Annotated in this window: 26 protein-coding genes and 1 pseudogene; 12 read left to right on the forward strand and 15 right to left on the reverse strand. The window is 63.6% G+C overall.

The genetic code is table 11. The features are described 5' to 3' along the window. The first annotated feature begins 8 nt into the window (after positions 1–8). Genes ACQZ5H_RS08965 through ACQZ5H_RS08980 form a run of 4 tightly spaced genes read left to right on the forward strand, consistent with a single transcriptional unit; the run spans position 9 to position 3,757 of the window. Positions 9–1,025, forward strand: coding sequence for a branched-chain amino acid ABC transporter permease (locus tag ACQZ5H_RS08965; protein ID WP_449097407.1), 1,017 nt, complete (start codon positions 9–11; stop codon positions 1,023–1,025). Next, entirely contained in the window at positions 1,022–1,744 is a 723-nt protein-coding gene (locus ACQZ5H_RS08970; protein ID WP_449097408.1) for an ABC transporter ATP-binding protein, read from the forward strand. The genes ACQZ5H_RS08965 and ACQZ5H_RS08970 overlap by 4 nt, the downstream gene beginning before the upstream one ends. Then, on the forward strand, positions 1,741–2,469 hold the full coding sequence (locus ACQZ5H_RS08975; protein WP_449097409.1) for an ABC transporter ATP-binding protein: 729 nt from the start codon (positions 1,741–1,743) through the stop codon (positions 2,467–2,469). Before ACQZ5H_RS08970 ends, ACQZ5H_RS08975 begins: the two co-directional genes overlap by 4 nt. A 1-nt stretch (position 2,470) precedes the next feature. Then, positions 2,471–3,757, forward strand: coding sequence for a lactate racemase domain-containing protein (locus ACQZ5H_RS08980; RefSeq protein ID WP_449097410.1), 1,287 nt, complete (start codon positions 2,471–2,473; stop codon positions 3,755–3,757). A 4-nt stretch (positions 3,758–3,761) separates the two neighbouring features. Here the strand turns inward: ACQZ5H_RS08980 and ACQZ5H_RS08985 are convergent, their stop codons facing one another. Further along, a complete protein-coding gene (locus ACQZ5H_RS08985; RefSeq protein WP_112714809.1) occupies positions 3,762–4,508 on the reverse strand; it encodes a FadR/GntR family transcriptional regulator in 747 nt (248 codons plus the stop codon). Positions 4,509–4,616: 108 nt separating this feature from the next. Between ACQZ5H_RS08985 and ACQZ5H_RS08990 the strand changes: the two are divergent. From ACQZ5H_RS08990 to larB, 4 genes and pseudogenes are all read left to right on the forward strand, one after another. Then, positions 4,617–5,540 (forward strand): annotated as a pseudogene (locus tag ACQZ5H_RS08990) (NAD(P)-dependent oxidoreductase); the annotation flags it as partial. Positions 5,541–5,550: 10 nt separating this feature from the next. After that, complete coding sequence (gene larC, locus ACQZ5H_RS08995) at positions 5,551–6,846, forward strand: nickel pincer cofactor biosynthesis protein LarC (RefSeq protein ID WP_449097411.1); 1,296 nt, start codon at positions 5,551–5,553, stop codon at positions 6,844–6,846. Continuing rightward, positions 6,843–7,625: an ATP-dependent sacrificial sulfur transferase LarE gene (gene larE / locus ACQZ5H_RS09000; RefSeq protein ID WP_449097412.1), complete on the forward strand. Its 783-nt coding sequence runs from the start codon at positions 6,843–6,845 to the stop codon at positions 7,623–7,625. The genes larC and larE overlap by 4 nt, the downstream gene beginning before the upstream one ends. After that, entirely contained in the window at positions 7,622–8,287 is a 666-nt protein-coding gene (gene larB / locus ACQZ5H_RS09005; protein ID WP_449097413.1) for a nickel pincer cofactor biosynthesis protein LarB, read from the forward strand. The genes larE and larB overlap by 4 nt, the downstream gene beginning before the upstream one ends. Before the next feature lie 33 nt (positions 8,288–8,320). Here larB and ACQZ5H_RS09010 read toward each other — a convergent pair whose 3' ends face one another. From ACQZ5H_RS09010 to ACQZ5H_RS09025, 4 genes are read right to left on the reverse strand one after another with little or no spacing between them, the layout of a single operon-like run. Further along, positions 8,321–9,166 carry a fumarylacetoacetate hydrolase family protein gene (locus ACQZ5H_RS09010; RefSeq protein WP_449097414.1) on the reverse strand — a complete coding sequence of 282 codons (846 nt, stop codon included), beginning with the start codon at positions 9,164–9,166 and terminating at the stop codon, positions 8,321–8,323. 28 nt (positions 9,167–9,194) lie between these two features. Then, positions 9,195–9,938, reverse strand: a complete 744-nt coding sequence (locus ACQZ5H_RS09015; RefSeq protein WP_449097415.1) for an SDR family oxidoreductase — start codon at positions 9,936–9,938, stop codon at positions 9,195–9,197. A gap of 17 nt (positions 9,939–9,955) precedes the next feature. Continuing rightward, positions 9,956–10,675 carry a FadR/GntR family transcriptional regulator gene (locus ACQZ5H_RS09020; protein WP_199625693.1) on the reverse strand — a complete coding sequence of 240 codons (720 nt, stop codon included), beginning with the start codon at positions 10,673–10,675 and terminating at the stop codon, positions 9,956–9,958. Positions 10,676–10,678: 3 nt separating this feature from the next. Then, positions 10,679–12,124 carry an FAD-binding oxidoreductase gene (locus ACQZ5H_RS09025; RefSeq protein ID WP_449097416.1) on the reverse strand — a complete coding sequence of 482 codons (1,446 nt, stop codon included), beginning with the start codon at positions 12,122–12,124 and terminating at the stop codon, positions 10,679–10,681. 161 nt (positions 12,125–12,285) lie between these two features. On the opposite strand from ACQZ5H_RS09025, the gene gloA reads away from it, so the two are divergent. After that, positions 12,286–12,699, forward strand: a complete 414-nt coding sequence (gene gloA / locus ACQZ5H_RS09030) for a lactoylglutathione lyase (protein WP_112714791.1) — start codon at positions 12,286–12,288, stop codon at positions 12,697–12,699. A 62-nt stretch (positions 12,700–12,761) separates the two neighbouring features. Here gloA and ACQZ5H_RS09035 read toward each other — a convergent pair whose 3' ends face one another. The 4 genes from ACQZ5H_RS09035 to ACQZ5H_RS09050 form a co-directional block, all read right to left on the reverse strand. Next, positions 12,762–13,724: an ABC transporter permease gene (locus ACQZ5H_RS09035; RefSeq protein WP_112714789.1), complete on the reverse strand. Its 963-nt coding sequence runs from the start codon at positions 13,722–13,724 to the stop codon at positions 12,762–12,764. Positions 13,725–13,734: 10 nt separating this feature from the next. Next, positions 13,735–15,237, reverse strand: coding sequence for a sugar ABC transporter ATP-binding protein (locus tag ACQZ5H_RS09040; protein ID WP_449097417.1), 1,503 nt, complete (start codon positions 15,235–15,237; stop codon positions 13,735–13,737). Positions 15,238–15,242: 5 nt separating this feature from the next. Then, a complete protein-coding gene (locus ACQZ5H_RS09045) occupies positions 15,243–16,283 on the reverse strand; it encodes an ABC transporter permease (protein WP_449097418.1) in 1,041 nt (346 codons plus the stop codon). Between the two features lie 110 nt (positions 16,284–16,393). Beyond that, entirely contained in the window at positions 16,394–17,473 is a 1,080-nt protein-coding gene (locus tag ACQZ5H_RS09050; RefSeq protein ID WP_130280521.1) for a sugar ABC transporter substrate-binding protein, read from the reverse strand. Between the two features lie 221 nt (positions 17,474–17,694). Between ACQZ5H_RS09050 and ACQZ5H_RS09055 the strand changes: the two genes are divergently transcribed. Genes ACQZ5H_RS09055 through ACQZ5H_RS09065 form a run of 3 tightly spaced genes read left to right on the forward strand, consistent with a single transcriptional unit; the run spans position 17,695 to position 21,700 of the window. After that, on the forward strand, positions 17,695–19,305 hold the full coding sequence (locus tag ACQZ5H_RS09055; RefSeq protein WP_449097419.1) for a GMC family oxidoreductase: 1,611 nt from the start codon (positions 17,695–17,697) through the stop codon (positions 19,303–19,305). 26 nt (positions 19,306–19,331) lie between these two features. Further along, the gene (locus ACQZ5H_RS09060; protein WP_449097420.1) at positions 19,332–20,600 is read left to right on the forward strand and encodes a glycerate kinase type-2 family protein; all 1,269 of its coding nucleotides are present in this window, start codon (positions 19,332–19,334) and stop codon (positions 20,598–20,600) included. Between the two features lie 11 nt (positions 20,601–20,611). Next, the gene (locus tag ACQZ5H_RS09065; RefSeq protein WP_449097421.1) at positions 20,612–21,700 is read left to right on the forward strand and encodes a lactonase family protein; all 1,089 of its coding nucleotides are present in this window, start codon (positions 20,612–20,614) and stop codon (positions 21,698–21,700) included. 14 nt (positions 21,701–21,714) lie between these two features. On the opposite strand, the gene ACQZ5H_RS09070 is transcribed toward ACQZ5H_RS09065, so the two are convergent. From ACQZ5H_RS09070 to ACQZ5H_RS09095, 6 genes are all read right to left on the reverse strand, one after another. Further along, on the reverse strand, positions 21,715–22,458 hold the full coding sequence (locus ACQZ5H_RS09070; protein WP_281438215.1) for an amino acid ABC transporter ATP-binding protein: 744 nt from the start codon (positions 22,456–22,458) through the stop codon (positions 21,715–21,717). Beyond that, positions 22,455–23,429, reverse strand: coding sequence for an amino acid ABC transporter permease (locus tag ACQZ5H_RS09075; RefSeq protein WP_449097422.1), 975 nt, complete (start codon positions 23,427–23,429; stop codon positions 22,455–22,457). Before ACQZ5H_RS09075 ends, ACQZ5H_RS09070 begins: the two co-directional genes overlap by 4 nt. 61 nt (positions 23,430–23,490) lie before the next feature. Next, positions 23,491–24,324, reverse strand: a complete 834-nt coding sequence (locus ACQZ5H_RS09080) for a transporter substrate-binding domain-containing protein (protein WP_130280511.1) — start codon at positions 24,322–24,324, stop codon at positions 23,491–23,493. Between the two features lie 145 nt (positions 24,325–24,469). Next, complete coding sequence (locus tag ACQZ5H_RS09085) at positions 24,470–24,859, reverse strand: carboxymuconolactone decarboxylase family protein (protein WP_112714771.1); 390 nt, start codon at positions 24,857–24,859, stop codon at positions 24,470–24,472. After that, positions 24,852–25,661 carry an alpha/beta fold hydrolase gene (locus ACQZ5H_RS09090; protein ID WP_449097423.1) on the reverse strand — a complete coding sequence of 270 codons (810 nt, stop codon included), beginning with the start codon at positions 25,659–25,661 and terminating at the stop codon, positions 24,852–24,854. The genes ACQZ5H_RS09085 and ACQZ5H_RS09090 overlap by 8 nt, the downstream gene beginning before the upstream one ends. Position 25,662: 1 nt before the next feature. After that, positions 25,663–26,739, reverse strand: coding sequence for an LLM class flavin-dependent oxidoreductase (locus ACQZ5H_RS09095; RefSeq protein ID WP_449097424.1), 1,077 nt, complete (start codon positions 26,737–26,739; stop codon positions 25,663–25,665).

Genomic DNA, 26,739 nt, shown 5'->3' on the forward strand with positions numbered 1-26,739 from the left:
CACATGCTATGAACACCCCTCTTTCGTCGCTCCGCTCGCTCGCCCCGGCACTCGTCGTGCTGGCGATCCTCGCCTTCGTTCCGGCAATCGGCGCCAGCAACCGCATGCTGTCGCTCGCGATCTCCGCCGGCATCAACATCGTCGCCCTCTACGGTCTCTCGGTACTTTTCGGCCAGACCGGCATTCTCTCGATGGGACATGCGGCACTCGTCGGTGTCGGCGCCTATGCGGCGGCGCTGCTTGCCCGCGACACCGGCATCGGCTTCTGGGTGGCGCTGCCGGTCGGCGGCATCGCCGCGGCCGCCTTCGCGGCGGTCATCGGCGTGCCGTCGCTGCGCGTCAGCGGCCACCACTTCGTCATCATGACCTTCGCCTTCGGGCAGCTGCTGACCATCGTGCTGACCAATGGCGGTGACTTTACCGGGGCGGCGACAGGGCTCGACCTGCAGCTGCCGGTCGGCTTCTTCGGCATGCGTGCCGACGATCTCGTGCCTTACTACTTCGTCGTCCTGGCCTTCGTGACGCTGAGCGCCATCGCCAGCTGGGCGATCATCAACTCGCCCTATGGACGCACGCTGCGCGCCATCCGCGAGAACGAAAAACTGGCGGCGTCGCTCGGCATCAATGTCGGACGCCACAAGATCGGCGCCTTCGTCGTCAGCGGCGTCTTTGCCGGCGTCTCAGGCGTCTTGCTCGCCTATTTCCTGCGCCACATCTCACCAAGCCAGTTCGCCTCCTTCCCCAGCATCTATCTGGCACTGATGGTGATGATCGGCGGCGCCCGGTTGCTTCTCGGGCCGATTGCAGGCGGCATCCTCGTGTCCTTCCTGCCGGAGGTTCTGAACCTCGACCCGGTCCAGTCGCGCATTCTCTACGGCGTCTGCCTGATCGCGGTCATCCTGCTTCTGCCGAACGGCCTGATTGCCGGCCTCGCCGATGGATGGCAGCGGCTGTTCGGCGCCAGCCGCAAACAGGCGCCGTCCCCTGCCGCCGGACGCAACCACGCTTCGGAGGCCGGACGATGAACGCCATTCTTGAAATATCGGGCTTGAAGAAGCAGTTCGGCGGCGTCACCGCGCTCTCCGGCGTCGATCTCTCGATCGAAGAGGGCGAAATCCTCGGCATTGTCGGGCCGAACGGGTCCGGCAAGACGACGCTCTTCAATGTCATCACCGGCGTCTACAAGCCGACCGAGGGACACGTGACCTGGCGCGGCCGCGATATCACCAGCCTTGCGGCCCACGAAGTCTCCGGCGCCGGCATCGGCTATACGTTCCAGCAGGCCATGGCCTTTCCCGGGCTCTCCGTCATCGAAAACGTCCAGATCGCCTGCGAACACGCCCGCAAGACCAGCCGTCCCTATCCCTGGACGACACCGGCGGCGCTACTCGATTTCGTCGGCCTGACGGCGCTCGCCAATGAGCGCGCCGGGGTCCTGCCCTTCGGCAATCTTCGTCTGCTCGGCATCGCGCTGGCGCTCGCAACCCGCCCCTCGCTAATCCTGCTCGACGAACCGGCCGCAGGTCTCAACGACCGCGAGACGGCAACGCTTGTCGGCCTGGTCAAGCAATTCCCAGGGCACGGCATCAGCGTCTGTGTCATCGATCACGACATGAAGCTGATGCAGATGCTCTGCAAGCGCCTGGTCGTTCTCGACTTCGGATCGAAGATCGCCGACGGGCCGACACAGGCCGTGCTGTCCGATCCGAAAGTGCTGGAAGTCTATCTCGGAGGTGCGCTGTGACGCTGCTCAGTGTTTCAAACGTGACGACGGGCTACGGCGCGACCGTCGTCAATCGCGATGTTTCGCTCACCCTGGAAGACGGCGAGATCATCACCATTCTCGGTCCGAACGGCGCAGGCAAGTCGACCCTGCTGCGCACCATCGTCGGCCTCGTCAAGCCGCGCGCGGGAAGCGTCAGCTTCGCCGGCGAGAACGTCACCGGCCGCACGCCTGACATCATGGCCAAGCGCGGCGTCGTCCTCGTTCCCGAAGGACGGCGGATCTTTGCCGACATGTCGGTCGAGGAAAATCTCCGGCTTGGCGCCTATGCGCGTCGCGATACCGATGCCGTCGAGACCGACGTCAAGACGATGGAAAGCTTCTTTCCGATCCTTGCGACCAAACGCCAGCAGAAAGGCGGCTCGCTGAGCGGCGGCCAGCAGCAGATGCTGGCGATTGCCCGCGGGCTGATGGCGCGCCCGCGCGTGCTCCTGCTCGACGAGCCCTCGCTGGGCCTCTCGCCGCTGCTGGTGAAAGAAATCCAGCAGATCATCCTGAATATCGGCAAGACCTTCGGCGCCTCCGTTCTGCTGGTAGAGCAGAATGCCGGGCTGGCGCTCTCGGTCGCCAGCCGCGGCTATCTTATGCAGAACGGCCGCATCGCCACGTCGGGGCCGATTGCCGAACTCAAGGATATGTCGCTGATGCGCGAGCTCTATCTCGGCGGCGTGGCGGAGCAGGCCTGATATGAACGAAATCGCCCTCTCCTATGGCCGCGGCCATCTCGACATCACTCTTCCACCGGGCGCCCGCCCGGCGGTGATCCGAAAGCAGGCACTTCCGAAGCTCGCCGACCCCAAGGCGGCCATTCGCAGCGCTCTCGACAATCCGATCGCATCGGCGCCGCTTGCCGAACTCGCGAGGGGACGCAGCAGCGCCTGCATCCTGATCTGCGACATCACCCGGCCGGTGCCGAATCGGCTGTTCCTGCGCCCGATGATCGAGACGATGATCGCCTCCGGCATTGCGCGCGAAAAAATCTCGGTGCTGGTCGCAACCGGCCTCCACCGTCCCAATCTCGGCGATGAACTGGCCGAGCTCGTCGGCGATCCCTGGGTTCTCGAAAATGTCCGCGTCGAGAACCACTACGCGCGCGACGAAGATGCCCATATCGATTTCGGCTTCACGAAAACACGGAGCACGCCAGTCAAGCTCGACCGGCTGTTTGCCGAGGCCGATCTCAAGATTGCCACCGGGCTCGTCGAGCCGCATTTCATGGCCGGATGGTCCGGCGGGCGCAAGGTCATCGCGCCGGGTGTTGCCCATCACGAGACGATCCGCACCTTCCATTCGGCCCGCTTCATGGAAGACCCGCTCGCGGTGCAGTGCAATCTTATCGGCAATCCCCTGCACGAGGAGCAGCTGGAGATCGTCCGCATGCTCGGCGAGGTCTTTGCGCTGAATACGGTGCTGGACGAGGAGCGCGATCTCGTCTGCGTCACCTTCGGCGAGATCATCGCCAGCCATCAGGCGGCCGTCGATTTCGTCAGCGGCGCGACGCAGGTGGCGATGGACCGCAAGTTTTCGACCGTCGTCACTTCGTCCGCCGGCTATCCGCTCGACAAGACCTATTACCAGACGATCAAGGGCATGGTGACGCCGCTCGATATCCTGAAGCCCGGCGGCACGCTGATCATCGCGTCGGAATGTTCCGAAGGCTTCGGCTCGCCCGAATTCCGCGAGGCGCAGGCGCGCCTCGTCGAGCTCGGCCCGGATCGGTTCCTGGCGACGCTGACAGCCAAGAACCTTGCCGAGATCGATGAATGGCAGACGGAGATGCAGCTGAAGCCGATGCGGCTCGGGCGCGTCGAACTCTATACGACCGGGCTTTCCGGCGGCGACCGGGAGCTCACCGGCGTCGGCGTGATCGACGACCTGACGGCCGCGATCGCCCGCAGCATTTCACGAAGCAGCGATCCCGATGTCGCGATCATTCCGGAGGGGCCTTATGTCGTGCCTCGCTATGCGGGCTGACCGGCTATCGATGAAGACGGGCGTCGCGGAGCTCTTCGAAGCGCGCCGTGCTCTTCGACAGGTGGGCGCGCAGCGCCTTGCGCGCCGCCGCTTCATTGCCGTCGCGGATCGCCTGGAAGATCGCGTGATGTTCCTTGCGCATGCGGGCCGCATGGCCCTCGCGCTCCAGCGCCGTCATGTTGTCGAGCCGCGCCCACTGGCGCGGCACCATGGCCGTTCCGAACGTGTCGAACAGCCGTCCGTAATAGGAATTCTGCGTTGCGACCAGGATCGAGCGGTGGAAGGCGAAGTCCTCCTCGGCCCCGTAGCCACCCTGTTCGATCGCCTGATCGAGCGCATCCAGCCGCGCCTGCATGCGGGCGATATCCTCCGGCGTGCGCCGCAGGGCCGCAAGGCCGGCGGCCTCATACTCGATGCCGATGCGCAGTTCGAGAACGCGCAGCACTTCGTCGATCGATTCCAGGTCGTTCGGGATGATGGAGAAGGAGCGCGGCGTCGGATCGTTGGAAACGAAGGCGCCGAGACCCTGGCGCGTGGTGATCAGCCCCTTGGCCCTCAGCGTCGCCAGCGCCTCGCGCACGATGGTGCGGCTCACACCCGTCGCTTCCATGATCGCCTGCTCGGTCGGCAGGCGCTGGCCGGGCTTCAGATCGCCGGATTCGATCTGCGCGATCAGGCTGTCGGCCAGTCCGCTGCGCAGATTGGGCGTCTGCGGGATGGTGTTGAAAACCGCGCTGTCCCTGTCCTTCATTCCGTTCCGAAGTCCAATCTCGCCGTCCGGCGCCGGGCTGCCAATACTGCCGTTGCTAAACCATACCACTAGAAAAAGCAAAAGCCCGCATACCGGGATACCGAAACCAACCGGGAGGAAAGCATGAAAGAGAAAATCGGGTTCATCGGTCTCGGCGCCATGGGCTCCGGCATGGCGGCCAACCTTCTGAGCAAGGGCTGGCCGCTGACCGTGATGGCGCATCGCAGGCGCGAAGCTGTGGAGGCGCTGAAGGCCCAGGGTGCCGACGAAGCGGCGACGCCGAGAGAATTGGCGCTGGCATCCGATGTGGTGATCCTGTGCGTCACCGGATCGGAAGAGGTCCAGCAGCTGCTATCGGGTGCGGATGGCCTGCTTGCCTCCGGCAAGCGGATGCTGCTGATCGACTGCTCGACATCCAACCCGGCCGTGACGATCAGGCTTGCGGCCGAACTGTCCCAGCAGGGCATCACGCTCGTCGATGCGCCGCTCGCCCGCACGCCGAAGGAAGCGGCCGAAGGCAAGCTGGATGTGATGGCGGGCGGCTCTGCCGATGGCATTGCCCGCGCCCGGCCGATCCTCGAAGCCTTCGCCGCCCGCATCATCGAAACCGGTCCTGCCGGAACGGGTCATACGATGAAGCTTCTGAACAACTTCGTGTCGATGGGCTATTCGGCGATCTATTCCGAAGCGCTGATGATCGCCGCCAAGGCGGGGCTGACACCCGAAGTCTTCGACAGCGTCCTGCGCGGCAGCCGCATGGATTGCGGCTTCTATCAGGCCTTCTTCGAATTCGTTTTGAACCGCAACGAAAACGCCCAGCGTTTCGCGATGGCCAATGCGTTGAAGGACATGTCCTACCTCGCCTCGCTCGCCCAGGCACTGCAGGCGGTCAACCCGGTCGGAGCGGCCGTGCGCAACAGCTTTGCAACCGCAGTCGCCGCCGGCCAGGGCCAATCCTTCGTACCGGCGCTGTCTGATGTCATCGCGGCGGCCAACGGCGTGTCGCTCACCGCTCACAGGACCGGAAAATAGGGACGGAAACGTGCTCGAAGTTCATCTCGATCCGGTGGGCGGCATTGCAGGCGACATGTTCGTCGCCGCCCTGCTCGATTTCCGGCCAGACCTGCAGGAAGGCTTGCAGGCGGCACTAAAGCTTTGTCCGCTGATCGAGCGCGTCGACTGCGCGCTTGTTGCCCACAACGACGGCATCCTCACTGGCAGCCGCTTCACCGTCCGCCATCGCGATCATGGGCCTGACCACGTTCATGATCATGGCCACGGACATCATCACCGCCACCATCATGGCCATCATCACCATGAACATGAAGCCCACGATCACGGCGTAGATGACCTCACACACGACCACGTGGCCTGGCGAACGATCCGCGGTGCCCTGGCACAATCGTCCCTCAATGCCGAAACCATACGCCATGCCATCGGCATTTTCGGCAAGCTCGCCGACGCCGAGGGGCGGGTGCATGGGAAAGCACCTGACGACGTGACGTTCCACGAGGTCGGCGCCTGGGATTCGATTGCCGATATCGTCGCCGCCGGATGGCTGATCGGCCAGATCGGCGCGACCGGCTGGACCGTCGGCCCCATTCCGCTCGGCAGCGGCCGGGTGAGGACCGCGCATGGGCTCCTCCCTGTCCCGGCACCGGCGACCGTTCACCTGCTCCGGGGCTTCGATGTCATCGACGATGGCATTGCCAGTGAGCGCGTGACGCCGACCGGTGCGGCAATCCTCGCCTATCTCTGCGAGAAGCCTACGGCTCCCGGGCGGAGGACTTTGAAGGCTTCGAGCCACGGTTTCGGCAGCAAGCGACTGCCGGGCGTCAGCAACTGCCTGCGGCTGCTCGCCTTCGAGCGGCGGGAAAACGCAGCTATCAGCGAGGAGACAATCGCAGTCCTCGAATGCGAGATCGACGACCAGACCGGCGAGGATATCGCCCAGGCGATCGACAGGTTGCGCAGCCAGGACGGCGTGCGCGATGTCATCCAGGCGCCAGTGTTCGGCAAAAAGAGCCGGATGATGACGCATCTGCGGGTGCTCGCCGACCCGGCCGCAAAGGAAGAGGTCGTCAATGCCATCCTCGACGAGACGACGACGATCGGCCTGCGCGTTTCGACGGCGGCGCGCATGACGCTGCGCCGCGAAAAAGAAGCCGTCGAGCATGGCGGCCAGGTCTATGCCTTCAAGGTGGTTGACCGCCCGTCCGGGCGAAGCGCCAAGCTCGAGGCCGATACGCTGGCCTCGACGTCGGGTGCAGCCGCCCGCAACGGGTTGCGTCGATTGCTGGAAGGATTGCTGAAGCAGAAGAGAGGAGATCTGCTGTGAGAGAGGCGCTCAGCACGGTACTCGACACGCTGGGCGACGTCTCGATCGCCGTCAGCGGCGGCATCGACTCGCTGACACTGGCGACGATCGCCGTCCAGCGCCTGGGCGCCGGGCGCGCCGGTATCATGCACGCCGTTTCGCCGGCCGTGCCGCCCGAGGCGACGGAGCGGGTGCGGATGCTCGCGGATAGGGAAGGCTGGGACCTGCAGCTGATCGATGCCGGCGAATTCTCCGACCCCGATTACATCGCCAATCCCCTCAATCGCTGCTTCTTCTGCAAGGGCAATCTTTACGGCGCCATCACTGCCAGGACCACCCGGCAGGTGCTGTCGGGCACCAATCTGGACGATCTCGGCGAATACCGGCCGGGGCTCGATGCCGCCCGCAATTTCTCTGTCAGGCATCCCTTCGTGGAGGCCGGGATCGGCAAGGCCGATGTGCGGCGTCTGGCGCGCGAGGCTGGTCTCGGAGACCTGTCGGAACTGCCCGCCTCGCCCTGCCTCTCCAGCCGCGTCGAGACATCGATCGCCATCGACGCCGCAACGCTGGCGGCGGTGCATCGCATCGAGACTTTCCTCACACAGGCGATTAGCCCGAAGACGGTCCGCTGCCGCATCCGCCGCAGCGGCGTCGTCGTCGAACTGGATCCCGGCAGCCTTCAGCGCACAGGTGACATGGGCGCCGTTCTGAGGGAGATGCTGCCTGAAGCCCACAAGGGCAAGAAACTCACCTTCGAGCCTTACCGCAACGGCAGCGCCTTCATCGGTGCACGGCCATGAGCAGCACCGACACCGTCTTCGATTTCGCCCGGGCCGAGCGCATCGGTCTCAGCGAAGCCGTCTTCTGCGCCGGGAAATCGCCGCAACAGATCGCGGGCATTCTCGAAAGCGCAAGGGAGCGTGATGCGAGCCTGCTTCTGACCCGTCTCGATGCGGCGAAATACGATGCACTACCTGCGCATCTCAAGGCGCAAACCGACTGGTGCGAGACGTCGAAAACCGCCTATTTCGGAGAGCTGCCGCCACTGTCGCTCACCGGAAAGGTCGCGATCGTCTCGGCCGGCACATCGGATGCCCCGGCAGCGCGCGAGGCCGAGCGCACCCTTCGCCACGCCGGCGTCGAGTGCAATTTCATGATCGATGTCGGGGTCGCCGGTCTCTGGCGGCTGATGGACAGGGTCGAGGACATCAGGCGCTTTCCAATCGTCATCGCCGTTGCTGGAATGGATGCGGCGCTCGCAAGCGTCCTTGGCGGTCTCTATGGCGGCGCCCTCATCTGCGTCCCGACCTCCGTCGGCTATGGCGCCGCCGAAGAGGGCCGTACGGCGCTGAATGCGATGCTCGCGAGCTGCGCGCCCGGCCTTCTCGTCACCAATATCGACAATGGCTATGGCGCAGCCTGCGCCGCCCTTCGGCTGCTCAACACCATGCAGCTTCGGTAAGTAGGGAGCCGCAAATGCGGCTCCCTACTATCGTCAGGCAGCGTCAACAGTCAGCTGCGTCTGTTCGCCGAGGCCTTCGATCCCGAGCTTGATCGTCTGCCCGGCCGTCAGGAAGACCGGCGGCTTCATGCCGAGGCCAACGCCCGGGGGCGTGCCGGTCGAGATGATGTCGCCCGGCTGCAGGCTCATGAACTGCGAGATGTAGTGGACGAGGAAGGAAACGCCGAAGATCATCGTCTTCGTCGAGCCGTTCTGGCGCATCACGCCATCGACGGAGAGCCACATCTTCAGGTCCTGCGGATCGGCGACTTCGTCGCGCGTCACCATCCAGGGGCCGATCGGGCCGAAGCTGTCGGCCGACTTGCCCTTGGTCCACTGGCCGCCGCGTTCCGCCTGGAACTCGCGCTCCGAGACGTCGTTGATCAGGCAATAGCCGGCGACATGCTTCATCGCATCGGCTTCCGAGACGTAGCGTGCTTCATCGCCGATGACGATGCCGAGCTCGACTTCCCAGTCGGTCTTCTTCGACTTGCGGGGAATGATGACATTGTCGTTGGGGCCGGTGATGGCGCTCGTCGCCTTCATGAACAGGATCGGCTCTGCGGGAATGGCAGCGCCCGTTTCGGCAGCATGGTCGGCATAGTTCAGGCCAACGCAGATAAATTTGCCGGTGCGAGAAACGCAGGGACCAAGGCGGCCTGGCTCGGCGACGACGGGCAGGCTTTCGATGTCGATGGCGGCGATCTTGGCGAGGCCCGCGGCCGTCAGATTGGCGCCGGCGACGTCATCGATCTGGCCGCTCAGGTCCCTCACCTTGCCGTTCTTGTCGAGGATGCCGGGCTTTTCGGCGCCGCGCTGGCCGTATCTCAGAAGCTTCATATCGATTATCCGTTCAAGGGGTTTGTCTTCAGGCGTTCGCCCAGCCGCCATCGATGACGAGGGCATTGCCGGTCATGAAGGCCGATTCATTGCTGGCTAAGTAGACGACGAGGTCGGCCACCTCTTCCGGTGTTCCAAGGCGCCCCATCGGCTGGCGAGCGATGAAGCCGGCCCGCGCCTGATCGTAATCGCCGAGCGCACGCATACGATCCTGCAGCGACGGGCTTTCGACCGTGCCTGGGCAGATGGCGTTGGCGCGAATGCCCTTGCCGACATAATCGAGCGCCACCGATTTCGTCAGGCCGATGACGGCAGCCTTCGTGGTGCCATAGATGAAGCGGTTCGGCGCGGCGATGACGGTCGAGGCGACCGAGGCCATGTTGACGATGGAGCCGCCGCCACGCTCGATCATGCCCGGCAGGAAGGCCCGGATCATCCGGTACATGGCGCGGATGTTCAGGTTGACGGAAAAGTCGAAGGCATCCTCGTCGCAATCGAGGATCGAGCCGTGATGGACGAAGCCGGCGCAGTTGAAGAGGATATCCGGGGCACCGATCTCACCGGCAAAGGCGGTGATCTCCGCGGGGTTCAGCACATCGAGCTTGCGGGTCGTCACGCCGGCATGGTCGTTCAGTGTTTCAAGCTTGGCGGCGTCGATATCCGTCGCCCAGACGCGGGCGCCCTCCCGCAGGAAGGCCAGCACCGTGGCACGCCCCATCCCCTGCCCGGCCGCCGTGACGACGGCCGTCTTTCCCTCAAGTCTTCCAGTCATGTCTGATCCTCAACAGATTACTCGGATTGTTCTCCGGCAAGACCGACGCGGCTTGCGGCGCCATGGAGATGGTCGCGCATCGCATCGCGGGCTTCGTCGCCATCGCCTGCCTCGATCGCATCGAGGATACGCTGGTGTTCGCCGAGCGTGACGGCCGCCAGGTCCTCCGAGCGCTGCTGGTTGCCCGATGCGAGAATGGATTCGCGCACCCGCTCGGAAACGAACATCAGGAACTGCACCATGTAGACATTGCCTGTCGCCGCAGCGACGGTCTTGTGGAATTCGAGATCGGTCTTCAGCCACATGACGCTGCCATAGGGCGCATCGCGCATCGTTACCAGCGCCTCTTTCATGGCGCCGAGATCGTCGGCTGTCCGCCGCTTGGCGGCAAGCGCTGCGGCTTCGACTTCGAGGATACCGCGAAGCTCGAAGAGTGACTGGAAGGCGTTTGCCTGCTGCAGCGCCTCGTAATCGATGGTCAGCACGGTGGCGTTCGGCTGGTCGGCGACGAAGGCGCCGCGGCCCTGCTGCGACCAGATGCGCCCCTCGGAGCGCAAGCGCGCGATCGCCTCACGCACCACGTTGCGGCTGACGCCGAATGTCTGGGCAAGCTGCTGTTCGGTCGGAAGCTGATCGCCCGGCCGCAGACGCCCTTGGGCGATCTCGCGCGAGATCGAGCTCGCGACCAGCGTCGATAGATGCGGCCCCCGATTGACCTTGTCGAGTTTCAACGTCATTCCCTACCCCTCTGCACTGCCTGCTGCACTTGCCAATATACGCCCCTCGCTCAACAGATGCTTCGGGTCGAAGGCATCCTTGATCCGGCGCGAAAGTTCCAGCGTCAAGGGGTCGGCGCGTTTCAGGAAGGCGCTCTGCTTGACGCGGCCGATGCCGTGCTCGGCACTGATCGAGCCGCCATGCTTGTCCGTCACGTCGAAGATCACCTCTTCCGTCGCATGAAAGAGAGCATCGTATTGATCGGCAGGCATGCCGACGGGCGGCACGATGTTCAGATGAATATTGCCATCGCCGACATGGCCATAGGTCACGGCGATCGCTTCCGGATACTTGTCAGAAAGCGCTTCCAGCGTGTCGGTCACGAAGGCCGCGAGGCTCGAAATGGAAACGGACACATCCGTCCTGAGATATCGTCCGCCGCGCCCTTGCGCCTCCACCATCATCTCGCGCAGCAGCCAGAGGCGGTCGCCCTGTGCTTTGCTGCTTGCGATGACGCCGTCGAGGACGAGATCGGATGCATCGGCGAGGAAACCTTCGAGCAGTGCGCGGAGATCGACACGCCCGGCGGCCGACGCCTCGATCAGCACATAGACGGGATAGGGCTCGCTCAACGGATCGGGCAGGTCGTCACGGGAATTGATGGCGATCTCCAGGCCCCCGCGCAGGATCAGCTCGAACGCCGTCAGGAGATCGCTGCACTGGCGGCGCGCCCGGGCATAGAGCTGCATCGCGTCATCGACGGAGGAGAGGCCGACCAGCGCGGTCTCGACCTGTTCGGGCTTCGGGAAGACCTTGAGCGCCACGGCGGTGACAATGCCGAGCGTGCCCTCGCTGCCGATGAAAAGCTGCTTCAGGTCATAACCGCGATTGTCCTTGCGCAGCGTCCTGAGACCATTCCAGATGCGGCCGTCGGCGAGCACGACCTCGAGGCCGAGAACCAGATCGCGCGTCATGCCGTAGCGCAGCACATTGAAGCCGCCGGCATTGGTCGAGACGTTGCCGCCGATGCGGCAGGTCCCCTGTGCGCCGAAAGTGATCGGCAGGATACAGTCCTTCGCCTCGGCATGGCGCTTGGCGTCTTCGAGAATGCAGCCGGCCTCGACGACCATGGCGTAATCGATCGGATTGACCGAGCGCACCTTGTTCATCCGCTCCAGCGAGACGACCACTTCGCCGCCCGGGTAGCTCGCAACCGCCGCGCCGACGAGACCGGTCAATCCGCCTTGGGGAACAACGTGGATTTTCTCTTGGTGACAGAAGGCCATCAGCTGGCTGAGCTCTTCGGCCGAGCGGGGCCGCGCGACCGCCAACGGACGGCCGTAATGCTCGCCGGACCAGTCACGGCTATAGCGCTCGAGTGCCTCGCCGTCCGTCAGCAACAGGTCTGCCGGCATGGCGGCAGCGAGGGCGGCAAGCGCTCTTTCCTGCAGGGGCGAGTGGGCATTCATGCGGTTGCTCCGGTTCAGCGGGAAAACATCTGGACAATTGGGTCACTTACATGGTTATCATACAACACTGGTTTCGAACATCAAGTGCAGGGTTACTTTCCGCTGCTCGCCATTCGCTAAAAACCAGTGTAAAATCGATAACTTGCAGGAGGATCCGTATTATGACCGCAGCGTCCGGCCAATTTCGAAATATGCACACCATGATCCGCGTGTTCGACCTCGACAGGTCGATCAAGTTCTACACGGAACTGCTCGGGATGACGCTTCTGCGCAAGGATGATTATCCGGGCGGAAAGTTCACCAACGCCTTCGTCGGCTACGGTCCGGAGGAGACCGACACCGTCATCGAACTGACCTATAACTGGGGCCGCGAAGAGCCTTACGAACTCGGCACCGGCTTCGGCCACCTGGCGCTCGGCGTCAACGACATCTACGCCGTCTGCGCCGCGCTCGAAAAGCAGGGCGCCAAGATCCCGCGCCCGCCGGGCCCGATGATGCACGGCACGACCCATATCGCCTTCATCGAGGATCCGGATGGCTACAAGATCGAGCTGATCGGCCTCGACACGATGTAACGATCGGTCCGCTTTCGGAGAGCCGCGCCCCTGGGCGCGGCTTTTTTTGTTGGGAGCCATCCTCATTTGATGATCGCAATCTTGCTGCGGTCGATGGTGATGGCGACGGCGAGGATCAGCACCGAACCGAAGACGACGTTTTCGGCAAAGATATTGATGCCGATAAAGGTCATGCCGATGCGCACGATCGAGATGATCAGCGCGCCGACCGCCGTTCGCGCCACGCCGCCGAGGCCGCCGGTAATCGCCGTGCCGCCGACGATGACGGCAGCGATCGCCGGCAGGAGCAGCTGATTGGCGAGATTCGGCGAGCCGCTGGAAAGACGGGCGGCGAGGATGCAGCCGGCAATCGCCGCCAGCATGCCCGAGATCGCAAAGGCGACGATCTTGGTGCGCTCGACATTGATACCCGCCGCAATCGCCGCCGGCTCGCCGGCACCGATCGCCAGGCTGTGGCGGCCGAAGCGGGTATAGCGCAGGCCGACGAAGGCTAGCACGCCGATGATCGCGGCAATCCAGATAACAGTCGGCAGACCGGCAAAATTGCCGTTGATCCAGGCCGTGTTTTCACGGCCACCCTCTTCGATGGTGATCGCCCGTCCGGCCGCGGCCCAGAGCGCGATACCGGCAACCACACCACCGGTCGCCAAGGTGGCGACGAAGGATGGCACCTTCAGCCGAACATGGACGTAGCCGCTGAGCACGCCGAAGATGAGGCCCGACAGGATCGCGACCGGGAAAGCGAGCATACCGATCTGCGGCAAGAGCTGCGCCAGGATGACGCTCGAGAGCGAAGCCACCGACTGGATCGACAGATCGATGCCACCGATCAGGATGACGAAGGTCACGCCCGCGGCGAGGATGAAAAGCACTGCCGTGTTTGACAAGAGAAGGATCAGCGTATCGCCGGTGAGGAAGCCGGGTGCGGCAATCTCGATGACCAGCACCAGCACGACGAGCAGCGCTGGCGGAATGGCGCCCTGCATCCAGCCTGCCGTGAGAAGGGATTTGATGTCCTTGAACATGATTGCCTCCTCACACCATTGCCGCAACGAGATCGACCTGATCCGGCTTGGCGCCCGGAGCCGCATCGAAATGGGCCGTGACCGCACCATCGCGCATCACCAGCACGCGATGCGACAGGCCGATCGTTTCTTCCAGCGTGTCCGATATCAAAAGGATCGCGACGCCTTCCGAGGAGAGCTGCCGGACGAGCTCGTAGACCTCTTCCTTGGCACCGACATCGAGGCCGCGGGTCGGATGATCGAGGATCAGGATCCGCGAGCCCGCCGTCATCCAGCGTGCCAGCACTACCTTCTGCTGGTTACCGCCCGAGAGTTTACGGCAGGCAATATCCGGTCCCGGCGCCTTGATGCGCAGCCGCTTGATCCAGTCGGCGGCGAGCTTGCGTTCACGCCGGTAATCAATCGCGCCGCCGCGCATGACGGAGGAGAGATCGGCAAGGCTGATATTCTCAGCGATCGACAGGAACATCACCAGTCCCTCGACGCGCCGTTCGCGGGGGATATAGCCGATGCTCTTGCGCACCGCCTGCTCCGGCGAACGGAAATGCACCGGCTCGCCATTGATCTTCAGCGTACCGGCCGTGTGCGTCAGGAAGCCGCCGATCGCCCGCGTCACCTCTTCGCGGCCGGAGCCGACGACGCCGGCAATACCGACGATCTCGCCAGCACGGATCTGCAGGTCGACATCGTGGAAAGCGCCGTCGATCGACAGCCTGCTGGCATCGACGACGATCTCGCTTTTCGGCGGTAGCTGCTTGTCTTCCTTGTAATAGGTCGCCTGCAGCCCGCGGCCGACCATGATCTCGTGAAGCTCGGGACCGGTAACATCGGCGGCCCGATGCTCGGCCACCACCTGACCGTCCTTCATCGTGTAGACGCGGTCCGAGATGCGCAGCACCTCGTCCAGCCGATGCGAGACGAAGACGAAGCTTGCCCGCGACTTCAGCGAGCGCACCCGCTTGAAGAGCACGTCGATATCGCTACCGCTCAAGACCGATGTTGGCTCGTCGAGCAGGATGACAAGCGGGCGCGAGACAGTCTCTTCCAGCGTCAGCGCCTTGGCGAGCTCGACCATCTGGCGGGCCGCGAAGGTCAGTTCCGAGGTCCGCGCCGTGACATCGATATCGACGCCGATCTTTTCGAGCTGGCGGCGGGCGGCGGCGCGCATCGCCTTCCAGTCCATGATGCCGAAGCGGACGAACTGGTCTTCCTGGCCGAGATAGATGTTTTCGGCCACCGAGAGGTTGAGGAGTAGGGACTGTTCCTGAAACACCATGCCGATGCCGTTGGCCGCGCCATCACGCGCATTGCGCAGCTTCAACGGCTGCCCGTCGAGCATAAGCGTGCCGCTGTCGGGCTGGTGCGTTCCGGCAAGGATGCGCATCAGCGTCGATTTACCGGCACCATTTTCGCCGATGAGGCCAACGACCTCGTTCGGGCGGATTTCGAGCGAGACGTTCTTCAATGCGTGAACGCCGGCGAAGGATTTGCTGATTTCGTTGGCTGACAACATGGCGGTCACTTCACGATCTGGAGGCGCAGGCGGTCGAGCGACAGCGCGACGGCGGCAATGATCATCAGGCCCTGGACGGTCTGCTGCACATAGGGCGAGACGCCGAGCAGGATCATGCCGTTGCTCAGCACGGTGACGATCAGCACGCCGACCAGCGTATTGATGACCCCACCTTCGCCGCCAGTCAGCGCCGTTCCGCCAACGACGACGGCGGTCACGGCGGCAAACAGGCGGCCGTCGGCGATGACCGCATCCGAACGGCCAAGCTGGGCGGCGGCAAGCACGCCGGCAACGCCGAAGAAGAAGCCGGCGAGCCCGAAGGCCATGATGCGGACACGGCGCAGATTGATGCCCGAGAGCTCGGCCACATCCTCACCCCCGCCGATCGCCATGATGTGGCGCCCAAGCCGGGTGTAATATTGAACGGTGCAGGCGATCAGGAAGGCGGCAAGCGCCACCCAGACTGCCACCGGCAATCCGAGAAAGCGCGCCAGCGCCAGATCGCGGATCGACGGATCCATCAGGCGCACAGCCGAACCACCAAGCATATAGACGGAGATCCCGAGCCCGATAAACCAGACGCCGAGCGTCGCCATGAAGGATGGAATCCGGAGAAAGGTCTGGATGATGCCGGTGGTGAAGCCCATGGCGGTGCTGGCGGCGATGGCGGCGATCACGGCGAGCCAACCATAGGCATTGGCATTCGCGTCGTTGGTGGCGAGCAGCACGGTGACCATCGCGGCCACCGACAGCGATCCCTCGACCGAAAGGTCGATGCTGCCGAGCAGGATGATGAAGGTGAGCCCCATGGCAAGCGTCAGCGGCACCGCGGCGGAATTGGCGATGCGCACGAGATTGCGCGGCTCGATGAAATTGGGATTGGCGATGGTGATCAGAATGCAGAGTGCGATCAGCACCAATGCCGGGGCATAGGCGCGCAAGCGCTTGCGATCGAGCCCGCCGAACAGGCGGCTTCCAACAGTCGGCATGTCACCTGCCTGTTCGCTTTTGGTCATAGTCTTGATGTTTTCGGCATTGATGGTCAACAGACTGCACCTCGCTGCGTCATCCGGAGTTGCTGGCAGGCGCGGAAAGCGCCCGCCAGCGAGGAGGCAGCCGCGGAGGAGCCGCGAGCTGCGGGAGGACACACTGCCGCTTAAGCGCGGATCGCACCCGTGACGCGGCCCCAGAGATCGTTCCAGTCGAGCGTCGGATGGGAGTCGATGTTGGTCTTGTAATATTCCTCGACATTCTCCTTCGCGATCAGCACCGCCTTGCCGTAGAACTCGCGGTGATCGGCCGGCTCCTTGGCCGGGTCGAACTTCTTCTGAAGCGCGGCGAGACCGATCGCCAGGCCCATGCCGCCCTGCCAGAACGGATCGGACGTCACGGTGCAGGCAAACTCGCCCTTGCGCACCGCATCGACCGCAGCCTTGATGCCATCGACGCCGACGACCGGGACCTTGCCCGCGAGGTTTTCGGCGCGCAGCGCCTCGAGAGCGCCGGTGCCCATGTCGTCATTGGCGGCCCAGATGCCCTTCACGTCGTCGCCGAAGCGGGTAAGCAGGTTGCTCGTCAGATCATAGGCTTCCGAAGACTTCCAGTTCGCCACCTGGAAATCCAGGAGCTTGATGTTGGTGTTGGCCGCCAGCGCGTCTTCCAGGCCCTTCTTGCGTTCGATCGCCGCGGTGTTGGAGATCTGGCCGCCGAGCGCGATGATGCCGCCGGAGCCGCCGATCGACTTGAAGAGGATTTCGGCGATCTGCTTGCCGCTCGAGATGCCGTCGAATTCGATATGCGAGACGTAGTTCGGGTTGAAGTCCTTCGGATGCAGGTCGGCAGGCTTGTTCCACTGGGTCACGACATAGGCGCCGGCCTTGGCGCAGGCCTCGACGATGGGGCGCGCATCCGGCGTATCGTTCGGGTCGGAATTCAAAACCATGTTGCCGCCGGTCTTGGCGAGCATGGCCTTGATGTCGGCAATCCCCTTTTCGCTGTTGCCTTCCGAGACAAGCGTGACGTGGTCGAGGCCGATGGCGGAGGCGAAGGCCTCGGCACCGGTCTTCCAGACCGCATGATACGGGTTGGAAAGCGAGCGGATCGACGTGACAAGCGTCGGCTTGTCTGCGGCGAAGAGCTGTTTCGGCAGCGCTGCGACGGTTGCGCCCGCCGCGACGGTTGCCAGAAACGATCTGCGGTTCATGCTGCCGAAATGCGAATTTATCTTATCGATCATTCGAAAACCTCCCGTTGAATGACGAAGATCCCGATGCCGTCCTTCTTTCCCCGGCACCGCGATCTGAAGCAACGTCGTCATAGCATTTGTACGACAACCCTTCAAGACGATAACCGTACCCTTTCTCTTGACGAGGGGCAAGAGACTTGAGATTGTGATCGCGAATTGATGCCGCGGCAACGAGGAGCGCCCGGCATCACATGCATTTTACGGAGGAGAGAATGCCCGATTACATCATCGTCGGGGGCGGCTCGGCGGGATGCGTGCTTGCTGCGCGCCTGAGCGAGGACCCTGGTGTTTCCGTGACCCTGCTGGAAGCCGGTCCACGCGACAGCAATATGTATATCCATCTCCCCGTAGGCTTCTTCAAGATGACGGCCGGCCCGCTGATCTGGGGCTATGAAACGGTGGCCGGGCGCGAGATTGCCGGGCGCAAGATGGTCTATCCGCAGGCCCGCGTGCTCGGCGGCGGCAGCTCGATCAACGCGCAGGTCTTCACCCGCGGCTGCCCCGAGGATTACGACGGCTGGCGCGACCTCGAGGGATGCGCTGGCTGGGGCTACGAGGATGTGCGCCCCTATTTCCGCAAGTCCGAAGGCAATGACACATTCGGCGGCGCTCATCACGGCACCGAAGGACCGCTCGGCGTCAGCTCGCAGAACCCGCATCCGCTGACGCGCGTCTTCGTGCGCGCCGCACAGGAAGCCGGTCTTCCCTTCAATCCCGACTTCAATGCGGGATCGCAGGCGGGCGCCGGTTTCTATCAGACGACCACCAAAAACGGCCGCCGCAGCAGCACCGCCGTCGGCTATCTGAAGCCCGCCGCGCATCGTAAGAACCTGACGGTGCGCACCGGTACCGCCGTCAACAGGATCGTCATCGAGAACGGCTGCGCCGTCGGCATCGAGATCATCGAGAACGGCCGGCCGGTGCTGTTGAGGGCCGAGCGCGAAGTCATCCTCACGTCGGGCGCCATCGGTTCGCCGAAGATGCTGATGCTCTCGGGTCTCGGCCCCGCCGACGAACTACGAGCGCTCGATATCGATGTCGTCAGAGATCTGCCGCAGGTCGGCAAGAACCTGCAGGATCACATGGATGTCGATGTTCTCGCTGAACTCAGCGGCTCGCACGGCATCGACCGCTACAAGAAGCGCCATTGGCAGGTCGCGGCCGGGATCGAATACGCCCTGTTCGGCAAGGGGCCGGTGGCCTCGAACATCGTCGAGGGCGGCGGCTTCTGGTGGGGCGACAAGGCCGAGAAGACCCCGGACCTGCAGTTCCACTTCCTGCCGGGCGCAGGCGTCGAGGAGGGCATCGGCGGCGTGCCTGGCGGCAACGGCTGCACGCTGAATTCCTATCACGTGCGCCCGCGCTCTCGCGGGACGGTGACGCTGCGCTCGAAGGATCCATCAGTTCCCCCGGCGATCGACCCGAACGCCTTTGCCGAGCCCTACGATCTGGAACGCGCCGTCGACGGCATCAAGATCTGCCAGGAAATCCTCTCCCAGCCGGCCTTCCGGCCCTTCGTCAGACGGCTGCATCTGCCTGACGGCAATATCCGCACGCAAGAGGAATACCGGCAGTTCGCCCGGCAGTACGGCCGCTCGGCCTATCACCCCGTCGGCACATGCCGCATGGGCGGTGGCGAAGATGCCGTCGTCGATCCGGATCTCAAGGTGCGCGGCATCGATCGGCTCCGGGTCTGCGACAGTTCCGTCATGCCGCGGCTGATCTCGTCGAATACCAATGCCGCGACCATCATGATTGCCGAGAAAGCGGCCGATATTCTCAAAGGCGTCTTGCAGCGGCAGCCGCAGCACGATTACGCATAGTAGTGACATCAAGCGCAGATCATTCCATGACCCACTCCATCTCCTCGCCGCGTGAATTCCTCGCTTCGCTTTTCCACGCCGCCGTCAAGGCCGCCGACCCGCTGACGGGGATCAGGGCGCATTTGCCGGAAAAGCCGAAGGGCAGAACGGTAGTGATCGGCGCCGGCAAGGGCGCGGCGCAGATGGCGCGGGCACTGGAAAGCCTCTGGGACGGCCCGCTCGGAGGCGTCGTCGTCACTCGCTACGGCTATGGCTGCGAGACCGAACATGTCGAGATCATCGAGGCATCCCATCCGGTGCCGGATGCCGCCGGTCTTGCCGCATCGAAGCGGCTGCTTGAGACGGTCCGGGACCTGACGGCCGATGACCTCGTCATCGCGCTGGTCTGCGGCGGCGGTTCGGCACTGCTGCCATCGCCGCCGGAGGGACTGACGCTCGACGACGAGATTGCGCTGAACGAGATGCTGCTGGCATCCGGCGCGCCGATCTCGGCGATGAATGTCGTGCGCAAGCATCTCTCGACGATCAAGGGCGGCCGTCTCGCCGCCGCGACCAAGGCCCGTGTCGTCAGCCTCATCGTTTCGGACATTCCGGGTGACAACCCGGCGCATGTCGCCTCGGGACCGACCGTCCCCGATCGCTCGACCCGGCACGAGGCGCTGGAGATTATCGCACAGTACGGCCTGAAGCTGCCGCAGGCGGCGCTCGATCATCTGAACTCCGAAAAGGCCGACGCGCCGCTGCCCGATAATCCGGCCTTTGCCCGCAATAGCCATCACATCATCGCCTCGGCCGGCGTCTCGCTGGAAGCGGCCGCCGCGCTTGCCCGCGCGAGCGGCATCGAAGCGGCAATCCTGTCGGATGCGATCGAAGGCGAATCCCGCGACGTGGCGTTTGTGCATGCGGCAATCGCCAGGGAAGTCAGCGGCCGCGACCGCCCCTTCACGAAGCCGGTCGTCGTGCTCTCCGGCGGCGAGACGACGGTGACGCTGCGCGCCAAGGGCGGCAAGGGTGGCCGCAACGGCGAATTCGCGCTTGCCGCCGCACTCGCGCTCGACGGCCACGACATCCACCTGCTCGCTGCCGATACCGACGGCATCGACGGATCGGAGAACAATGCCGGCGCCTTTGCGGATGGCACGACCGTCAAGCGCTTGCGCGCCGCGGCTCTCGATCCGCGCCGCGTTCTCGATGCCAATGACAGCTATACCGGCTTCAAGGCGATCGGCGACCTCTTCGAGACCGGCCCGACCGGGACCAATGTCAACGATTTCAGAGCCATCCTGATCCTCTAAGGCGACCAGCCATGAAACATCTGCTCTTCATCGGCACGCTCAACCAGCCGACCTCCTATTTCGAAGGCGCCAATGGCGATGGCCTCTCGGTCCACCTCTTCGATGACGAGACCCTGACGGCCGAGCGGCTGGCTTCCGCCCCGCAGATCGTCAATCCGACCTTTCTCTCGCCGACTCCGGACGGCAGCCTCGTCTATGCCAATTCCGAGATCGAGGGCTGGTACGAGGGTCTGGTTACTGCCCTGTCCTTCGAAAGCAAGGCTGCACGCCTCGACCACCTCAACATGCAGCCTTCGCTTGGCGCAACGACGGCGCATAATGCGATTTCCCGGGATGGACGGCATCTCTTCGTCGTCAATTATGCGATGGGTGCGGGTGGTCCGGATCAGGCACTGGTCGCCTTCGGACGGCGGGCAGACGGCTCGCTGGCGCCCGGCCGCATCAGCGCCGCGCAATCCGGCACCGGCCCCAATGCCGCCCGCCAGGAACGCAGCCATCCGCACAGCGTCACCGAGATTGCGCCCAATCTGCTGCTTGTCGCCGATCTCGGCACCGACCGGCTGACGGTCTACAGCCTGGAAAACGGGCAACTCGAAAAGATCAGCGAGACCGCCACACGGCCAGGCGCCGGACCGCGCCATGTCGCACTGCATCCGTCCGGGCGCTTCGTCTTCGTCATCAACGAGCTTGACTCGACGGTGGCAAGCTACCGGATCGGCGCAGGCGGCAAGTCACTCGAAGAGATCGCCGTCTGTCCGACCGTTCCCGATCAGGCCGCCGCCGCAAACCATGCCTCCGACCTGCAGATCTCATCTGACGGACGGTTTCTCTACGGCGCCAATCGCGGCCATGACAGCATCGCAGTCTTCGCGGTCGATGCTGAAACCGGCAGGCTCTCGCCAATGGGTCAGGTCCCCTGCGGCGGCCGGACGCCGCGCAATCTCGCGATCGCCCCGCAGGGCAGCCATCTGCTTTGCGCCAATCAGGACGGCGATGTCGTCAGCATCTTCGCCCGTGATCCGGAAACCGGAGCACTTGTTGACAGCGGCAAGACCATCCGCATCGGCACGCCGATGTGCCTGCGTTTTGCCAGGGCCTGAGCGGCAGAAGCCGCTCAGTGCTTGAGAATCTGGCTGAGGAACAGCTTGGTCCGCTCGTGCTGCGGGTTGGTGAAGAAGTCGTTCGGCTTGCCTTCCTCGACGATCTGACCCGAATTCATGAAGATCACCCGGTCGGCGACGGCGCGGGCGAAGCCCATTTCGTGGGTCACGCAGACCATCGTCATGCCGTCCTTGGCAAGCCCGGTCATCGTCTCCAGCACTTCCGAGACCATTTCCGGGTCGAGCGCCGAAGTCGGCTCGTCGAAGAGCATCACGGCCGGCTGCATGCAGAGCGAGCGAGCAATCGCCACGCGCTGCTGCTGGCCGCCCGAAAGCTGGATCGGATATTTGTTGGCCTGTTCGGGAATGCGCACGCGCTCTAAAAATTTCAGCGCCGTCTTCTTGGCTTCCGCCTCCGGCACGCCCTTGATCCACATCGGCCCGACCATGCAGTTCATCAGCACCGTCATATGCGGGAAGAGATTGAAGTGCTGGAACACCATGCCGACATTCTTGCGGACCTCGCCGACATTGCGCATCTTGTTGTGCAGCGTGATGCCATTGACGGAAATCTCGCCTTCCTGATGCGCTTCCAGCCGGTTGAAGCAGCGGATCAGCGTCGACTTGCCGGAGCCCGAGGGACCGCAGACGACGATGCGCTCGCCCTTGCTGACCGTCAGGTTGATATCCTTCAGCACCTGGAAGGCGCCGTACCACTTGGAAACGTTCTTCGCTTCGATGATCTTGTCGCCGTTCATCGGACTTTGCTCCTGGCGTAATGACGCTCGATGCGGGATTGGATGAGCTCCAGGCAGATCGACATGATCCAGTAGAGCATGGCGGCCGAGATCAGCATTTCCATGTGCTGAAAGGTCTTCTGTCCGAGCGTGCGGGCGAGGAACATCAGTTCCCAGACGCCGATGACCGAGACCAGCGAGCTGTCCTTCAGCATGGAGATGAACTGGTTGCCGGTCGGCGGGATGATGACCGGCAGTGCCTGCGGCAGGATGATCTTGCGCATGGTGATGCCGAAGCCGAAGCCGATCGAGCGCGAGGCTTCCCACTGGCCACGGTCGATGCTCTGGATGCCCGAGCGGAAGATTTCCGTCATGTAGGCGCCGTAGCAGAGCGACAGGGCGAGAATACCGGCCGGCACCGCATCGATGACGAAGCCGAGCTGCGGCAGGCCGAGATAGATCAGATAGACCTGCATGAGGAGCGGCAGGCCGCGGAAGAACGACGTGTAGAAGCTGGCGATCGCATAGGCGAAGCCATTGGTCGAGAGCTTGGCGACGGCGCCGAGAATGGCGATCGCCGAGGCGATGACGATCGAGATTGCCGAGACATAGATCGTCGTCACTAGGCCCTGGGTAATCATGAAGGGCAGTTTTTCGGCGATGAACGGCAGGCTCAGATGAAAGGTCGCGAAAAAGGCGAGGAACAGAAGCAGCAGTTCCAGCCAGACGACCGCAATCTGCACCCTGAGCGGCGCAAAGCCGATCAGCACGACATTGAGCACGAACATGACGGCGATGACGAAGGCGATCGCGAAACGTCCATACAGGCCGCTGGCAGAGGGATCGCCGATCACGGGGCGCATCAATTCGCCCATCGCCGTGCCGGTCATGTTGAACATCAGGAAGAAGGCCAGCACGACCGCAAACATCGTCGCGATTAACCACGGCTTATGGACGAGCACTTCAGACTCGACGGTATCGGGATAAAGCATCTCTTGTCCCTTGCGGCAAATCGACGGTCCGGTTGCCCGGACCGTCCGCTTCTGGCGGTGGTTACTTTACGACCGTATAGTCTACGCCATACCACTTCACGGAGAGCTTGCTCAGAGTGCCATCGGCCTGCATGCCCTTCACGGCTTCAGCGATCTTGTCGTTGAATTCCTTGTCGCCATGCTCGATCGCAACGGCGAGCGGCTCGTAGAAGACGGGGTCGCCGATCTGCTTGATCGGGTAGCCGGCCTTTACCGCGTCGAGAATGCTCGGCAGCGAGGAGACGACGGCATCGAGACGGGTACCGTCACCGAGACGCAGATCGTCGAAGGCGGTGGTCGAGTTGGCGTAGGACTTCACTTCCTTCGGCTTGAACTCGTATTTGAAGGGAGGCGCGCCGGCGGCATCGAGCGTCAGGTCGCCCTTGGCATAGGCTTCGAAGGTCGAGGTTGCCGTGGTGCCGACGACCTTACCGTCAAGATCGGAAAGCTTCGTCGCCTTGCTATCCTTGTGAACGGCAACGGCTGCCGGGGTGTAGTAGTAGACGGCCGGGAAATCGAAGATCTCGGCGCGCTTCTTGGTCGGCGTCATCGAGCCGACATGCATGTCCCAGCGGCCCGCCCAGTTGCCGGCAGTGATGATGTCCCAGCCCGGGGTGACGAACTCGACCTTCACGCCGAGGCGCTTGCCGATATCCTTGGCGACATCGACGTCGAAGCCGTCGAGTTCGTTCTTCTCGTTCATGAAGGATTGCGGCGCCCAGTTGGCGTCGGTCGCAACCTTCAGGTCCTTGGCCGCCATGACGCGGTCGAGGACGGCACCGGCATTGGCCGGGAGTGCGGCGAAGGCCACGGCAAGCGATGCTGCCGCTGCGGAAATCTTGGTCAGTCTGTTCATGCGATGGTTCCCTTTATTGTCATTCTTGGTTTTTGGCCCGGGCTCATTCCCGTACCGTCATGCAATCTTGATGTCGAAGAGACCTTTTCGTCTTCCGGCGATTTGAAGCAGCCGCAGGCCGGTCGCTTCCTTGAATCGATGGAAGTCAGAGCTCTCCTTTCTGACGCATCTCGTCGCGAATGGAGCGGGCGACCCGGAAGGCCTCGACGCCGGCCGGAATGCCGCAATAAACCGCGATCTGCACGAGTGCTGCCCTCAGTTCGTCATCAGTCAGGCCATTGCGGATCGCGCCGCGAAAATGGATGCCGAATTCATGCATGCGGTTCAGCGCCGCCAGCATGCCGAGGTTGAGGAGGCTGCGCTGCTTGAGGTCGAGCCCTTCGTCGGTCCAGGCCGTGCCCCAGCAATATTCGTTGAGCACATCCTGGAACGGTGCCGAGAAGCTGTCGGCGCCGTTGATGGCGCGGTCGACATAGTCGTCACCCAGTACCTTGCGGCGAACGGCCTCGCCGCTCTTTCTGAGTGCCTCATCCATGGTTCGTCTCCTTGGCGGCCAGGAAGCCGCGCATCAGGTTCGCCACCGTTTCCGGCGCCTCGATGAGAATGGAATGGCGCAGGCCCGGCAGGATCGACAGCGTCGAGCCGGGGATACGCTCGTGCATGTAGCGGGCCATGCGCGGATTGGATCCGGCATCGTCCTCGCCCGTCGCAATCAGCGTCGGGCAGCGGATCTGGTCGAGGAAGCCGCCGAAGTCGGTCTCGGCGAGCACGCGGTAGGCGGCCGCATAGCATTCCGGATCGTTCTCGGCATCGCGCTGGCGAAGCCTTGCTATGACCTTCGGGTTCGCGGCCTGGAATTCTTCGGTCAGCCAGCGCGACAGCGAGGCATTGTGATGATCGGCCGGCGTACCGGCCCGCAGCGCCGCGAGACGCTCCAAAACCCGCGTCCGCTCCTCCGGCGTGCGCCCGGCCACTGTCGATAGCAGCGCCAGCTTGCGCAGCCGGTCGAGATGGGTCAGCGCCAGGCGCTGGGCGATCAACCCGCCGAGCGAGAAGCCGGCGAGATTGAAACTCGAGAAGCCTGCCTTGTCGGCGAGCGCCAGCGCCTCGTTGACGAAATCGTCGATCTCGTAGCGGCCCTTCACCCGGCTCGATTGGCCGTGGCCGCGCAGGTCGAAGGTCAGGATGGTGAAACTGTCCTTCAGGCGCTCGACCACACCCGACCACGCCTCCAGATAGGAGCCGACGCCGTGGATGCAGACCAGCGGATCGCCGCTACCGTCGATCCGGTAGTTGAGCGTCACGTCTCCGACGGTATGGCGCTGTGCCTCTGCCATGTCAGCCTGCCGCCGCCTTGCGCTGCTTGTCCTTTTCGCGCGCTGCGAAGAAGGGCATGATTTCCTTGACGAACAGCTCGATCGTCCGCTTCTGCAGCTCGAAGGGCAGGTTGAAGGTCAGGCCGAGGCAGTACTGATCGACACCTGCTGCTTCATAGACCAGCAGTTTCTCGATCGCCTCGTCGGGCGTGCCGAACATCAGGTTCTTGCGGATATTGTCCGGATTGTAGTTGTCCTTGCCCTTGACCGCTTCATAGGGCACCGCTTCCGGGAATCCTTCGCGGACATTGCCGATATTCTGCATCAGGTTTTCGAAGGCGCGGCCGTAATCCATGCTGTGCTTGACTGCCAGTTCCCAGCCGTCGGCCTTGTCGTAAACGCAGGTGCGGCGCTGCATCATGAAGCGCGGGCGCGGTACCTCGGGATGATCGGCAACCGCCTTGTTGAACTTGTCGGCCAGAACCTGGATCTCGGCCGCCGGCTGCGAGAGCGGCGTCGAGAGGATGCTGGCGCCATTGGCGATCGCCCAGTCGAAGGAGCCGGGATCGCGGGCCGCGACCCAGATCGGCGGATGCGGCTGCTGCAGCGGCTTCGGCACCGACGTGGCGGTCGGGAATTTCCAGTAGTGCCCGTCATGGGCGTAGTCGCCGGCCCAGAGCTTCTTCACAGCCGGGACGATCTCCTTCATGTAGGCGACGCCTTCCTGCTGCGGCATGCCGCCGGCCATCCGGTCGAACTCATACTGGTAGGAGCCGCGGGCGATGCCGAATTCCAGACGGCCATTGGTCAGATGATCGCAGAGCGCGGATTCGCCGGCGAGACGGATCGGCGTCCAGTAGGGCGCAACCAGCGTCGAGGTACCCAGACGGATCTGCTCGGTGTGCTGCGCCAGCCAGACCAGCGTCTGGAACGGATTGGGAGAGATCGTGCATTCGATCGTGTGGTGCTCGGCAGTCCAGAGCGCCTCGAAACCGCCCTCGTCGGCCATCCGTGCCAATTGCAGGAGATTGTTCTTGACCGTCGACATCGGAATGTCGGGCGAGAAGCGTTCCATGGTCAGCGATACTGCGAATTTCAT

It is taken from the genome of Rhizobium sp. 21-4511-3d (assembly GCF_053522545.1).

Excerpts from the sequence above, each read along its gene's own strand:
- ACQZ5H_RS08965 (WP_449097407.1), top strand. The coding sequence starts at position 9 with ATGAACACCCCTCTTTCGTCGCTCCGCTCGCTCGCCCCGGCACTCGTC.
- ACQZ5H_RS08970 (WP_449097408.1), top strand. The coding sequence starts at position 1,022 with ATGAACGCCATTCTTGAAATATCGGGCTTGAAGAAGCAGTTCGGCGGC.
- ACQZ5H_RS08980 (WP_449097410.1), top strand. The coding sequence starts at position 2,471 with ATGAACGAAATCGCCCTCTCCTATGGCCGCGGCCATCTCGACATCACT.
- ACQZ5H_RS08985 (WP_112714809.1), bottom strand. The coding sequence starts at position 4,508 with ATGAAGGACAGGGACAGCGCGGTTTTCAACACCATCCCGCAGACGCCC.
- larB (WP_449097413.1), top strand. The coding sequence starts at position 7,622 with ATGAGCAGCACCGACACCGTCTTCGATTTCGCCCGGGCCGAGCGCATC.
- ACQZ5H_RS09010 (WP_449097414.1), bottom strand. The coding sequence starts at position 9,166 with ATGAAGCTTCTGAGATACGGCCAGCGCGGCGCCGAAAAGCCCGGCATC.
- ACQZ5H_RS09015 (WP_449097415.1), bottom strand. The coding sequence starts at position 9,938 with ATGACTGGAAGACTTGAGGGAAAGACGGCCGTCGTCACGGCGGCCGGG.
- ACQZ5H_RS09020 (WP_199625693.1), bottom strand. The coding sequence starts at position 10,675 with ATGACGTTGAAACTCGACAAGGTCAATCGGGGGCCGCATCTATCGACG.
- ACQZ5H_RS09025 (WP_449097416.1), bottom strand. The coding sequence starts at position 12,124 with ATGAATGCCCACTCGCCCCTGCAGGAAAGAGCGCTTGCCGCCCTCGCT.
- gloA (WP_112714791.1), top strand. The coding sequence starts at position 12,286 with ATGACCGCAGCGTCCGGCCAATTTCGAAATATGCACACCATGATCCGC.
- ACQZ5H_RS09035 (WP_112714789.1), bottom strand. The coding sequence starts at position 13,724 with ATGTTCAAGGACATCAAATCCCTTCTCACGGCAGGCTGGATGCAGGGC.
- ACQZ5H_RS09040 (WP_449097417.1), bottom strand. The coding sequence starts at position 15,237 with ATGTTGTCAGCCAACGAAATCAGCAAATCCTTCGCCGGCGTTCACGCA.
- ACQZ5H_RS09050 (WP_130280521.1), bottom strand. The coding sequence starts at position 17,473 with ATGATCGATAAGATAAATTCGCATTTCGGCAGCATGAACCGCAGATCG.
- ACQZ5H_RS09055 (WP_449097419.1), top strand. The coding sequence starts at position 17,695 with ATGCCCGATTACATCATCGTCGGGGGCGGCTCGGCGGGATGCGTGCTT.
- ACQZ5H_RS09060 (WP_449097420.1), top strand. The coding sequence starts at position 19,332 with ATGACCCACTCCATCTCCTCGCCGCGTGAATTCCTCGCTTCGCTTTTC.
- ACQZ5H_RS09065 (WP_449097421.1), top strand. The coding sequence starts at position 20,612 with ATGAAACATCTGCTCTTCATCGGCACGCTCAACCAGCCGACCTCCTAT.
- ACQZ5H_RS09070 (WP_281438215.1), bottom strand. The coding sequence starts at position 22,458 with ATGAACGGCGACAAGATCATCGAAGCGAAGAACGTTTCCAAGTGGTAC.
- ACQZ5H_RS09075 (WP_449097422.1), bottom strand. The coding sequence starts at position 23,429 with ATGCTTTATCCCGATACCGTCGAGTCTGAAGTGCTCGTCCATAAGCCG.
- ACQZ5H_RS09080 (WP_130280511.1), bottom strand. The coding sequence starts at position 24,324 with ATGAACAGACTGACCAAGATTTCCGCAGCGGCAGCATCGCTTGCCGTG.
- ACQZ5H_RS09085 (WP_112714771.1), bottom strand. The coding sequence starts at position 24,859 with ATGGATGAGGCACTCAGAAAGAGCGGCGAGGCCGTTCGCCGCAAGGTA.
- ACQZ5H_RS09090 (WP_449097423.1), bottom strand. The coding sequence starts at position 25,661 with ATGGCAGAGGCACAGCGCCATACCGTCGGAGACGTGACGCTCAACTAC.
- ACQZ5H_RS09095 (WP_449097424.1), bottom strand. The coding sequence starts at position 26,739 with ATGAAATTCGCAGTATCGCTGACCATGGAACGCTTCTCGCCCGACATT.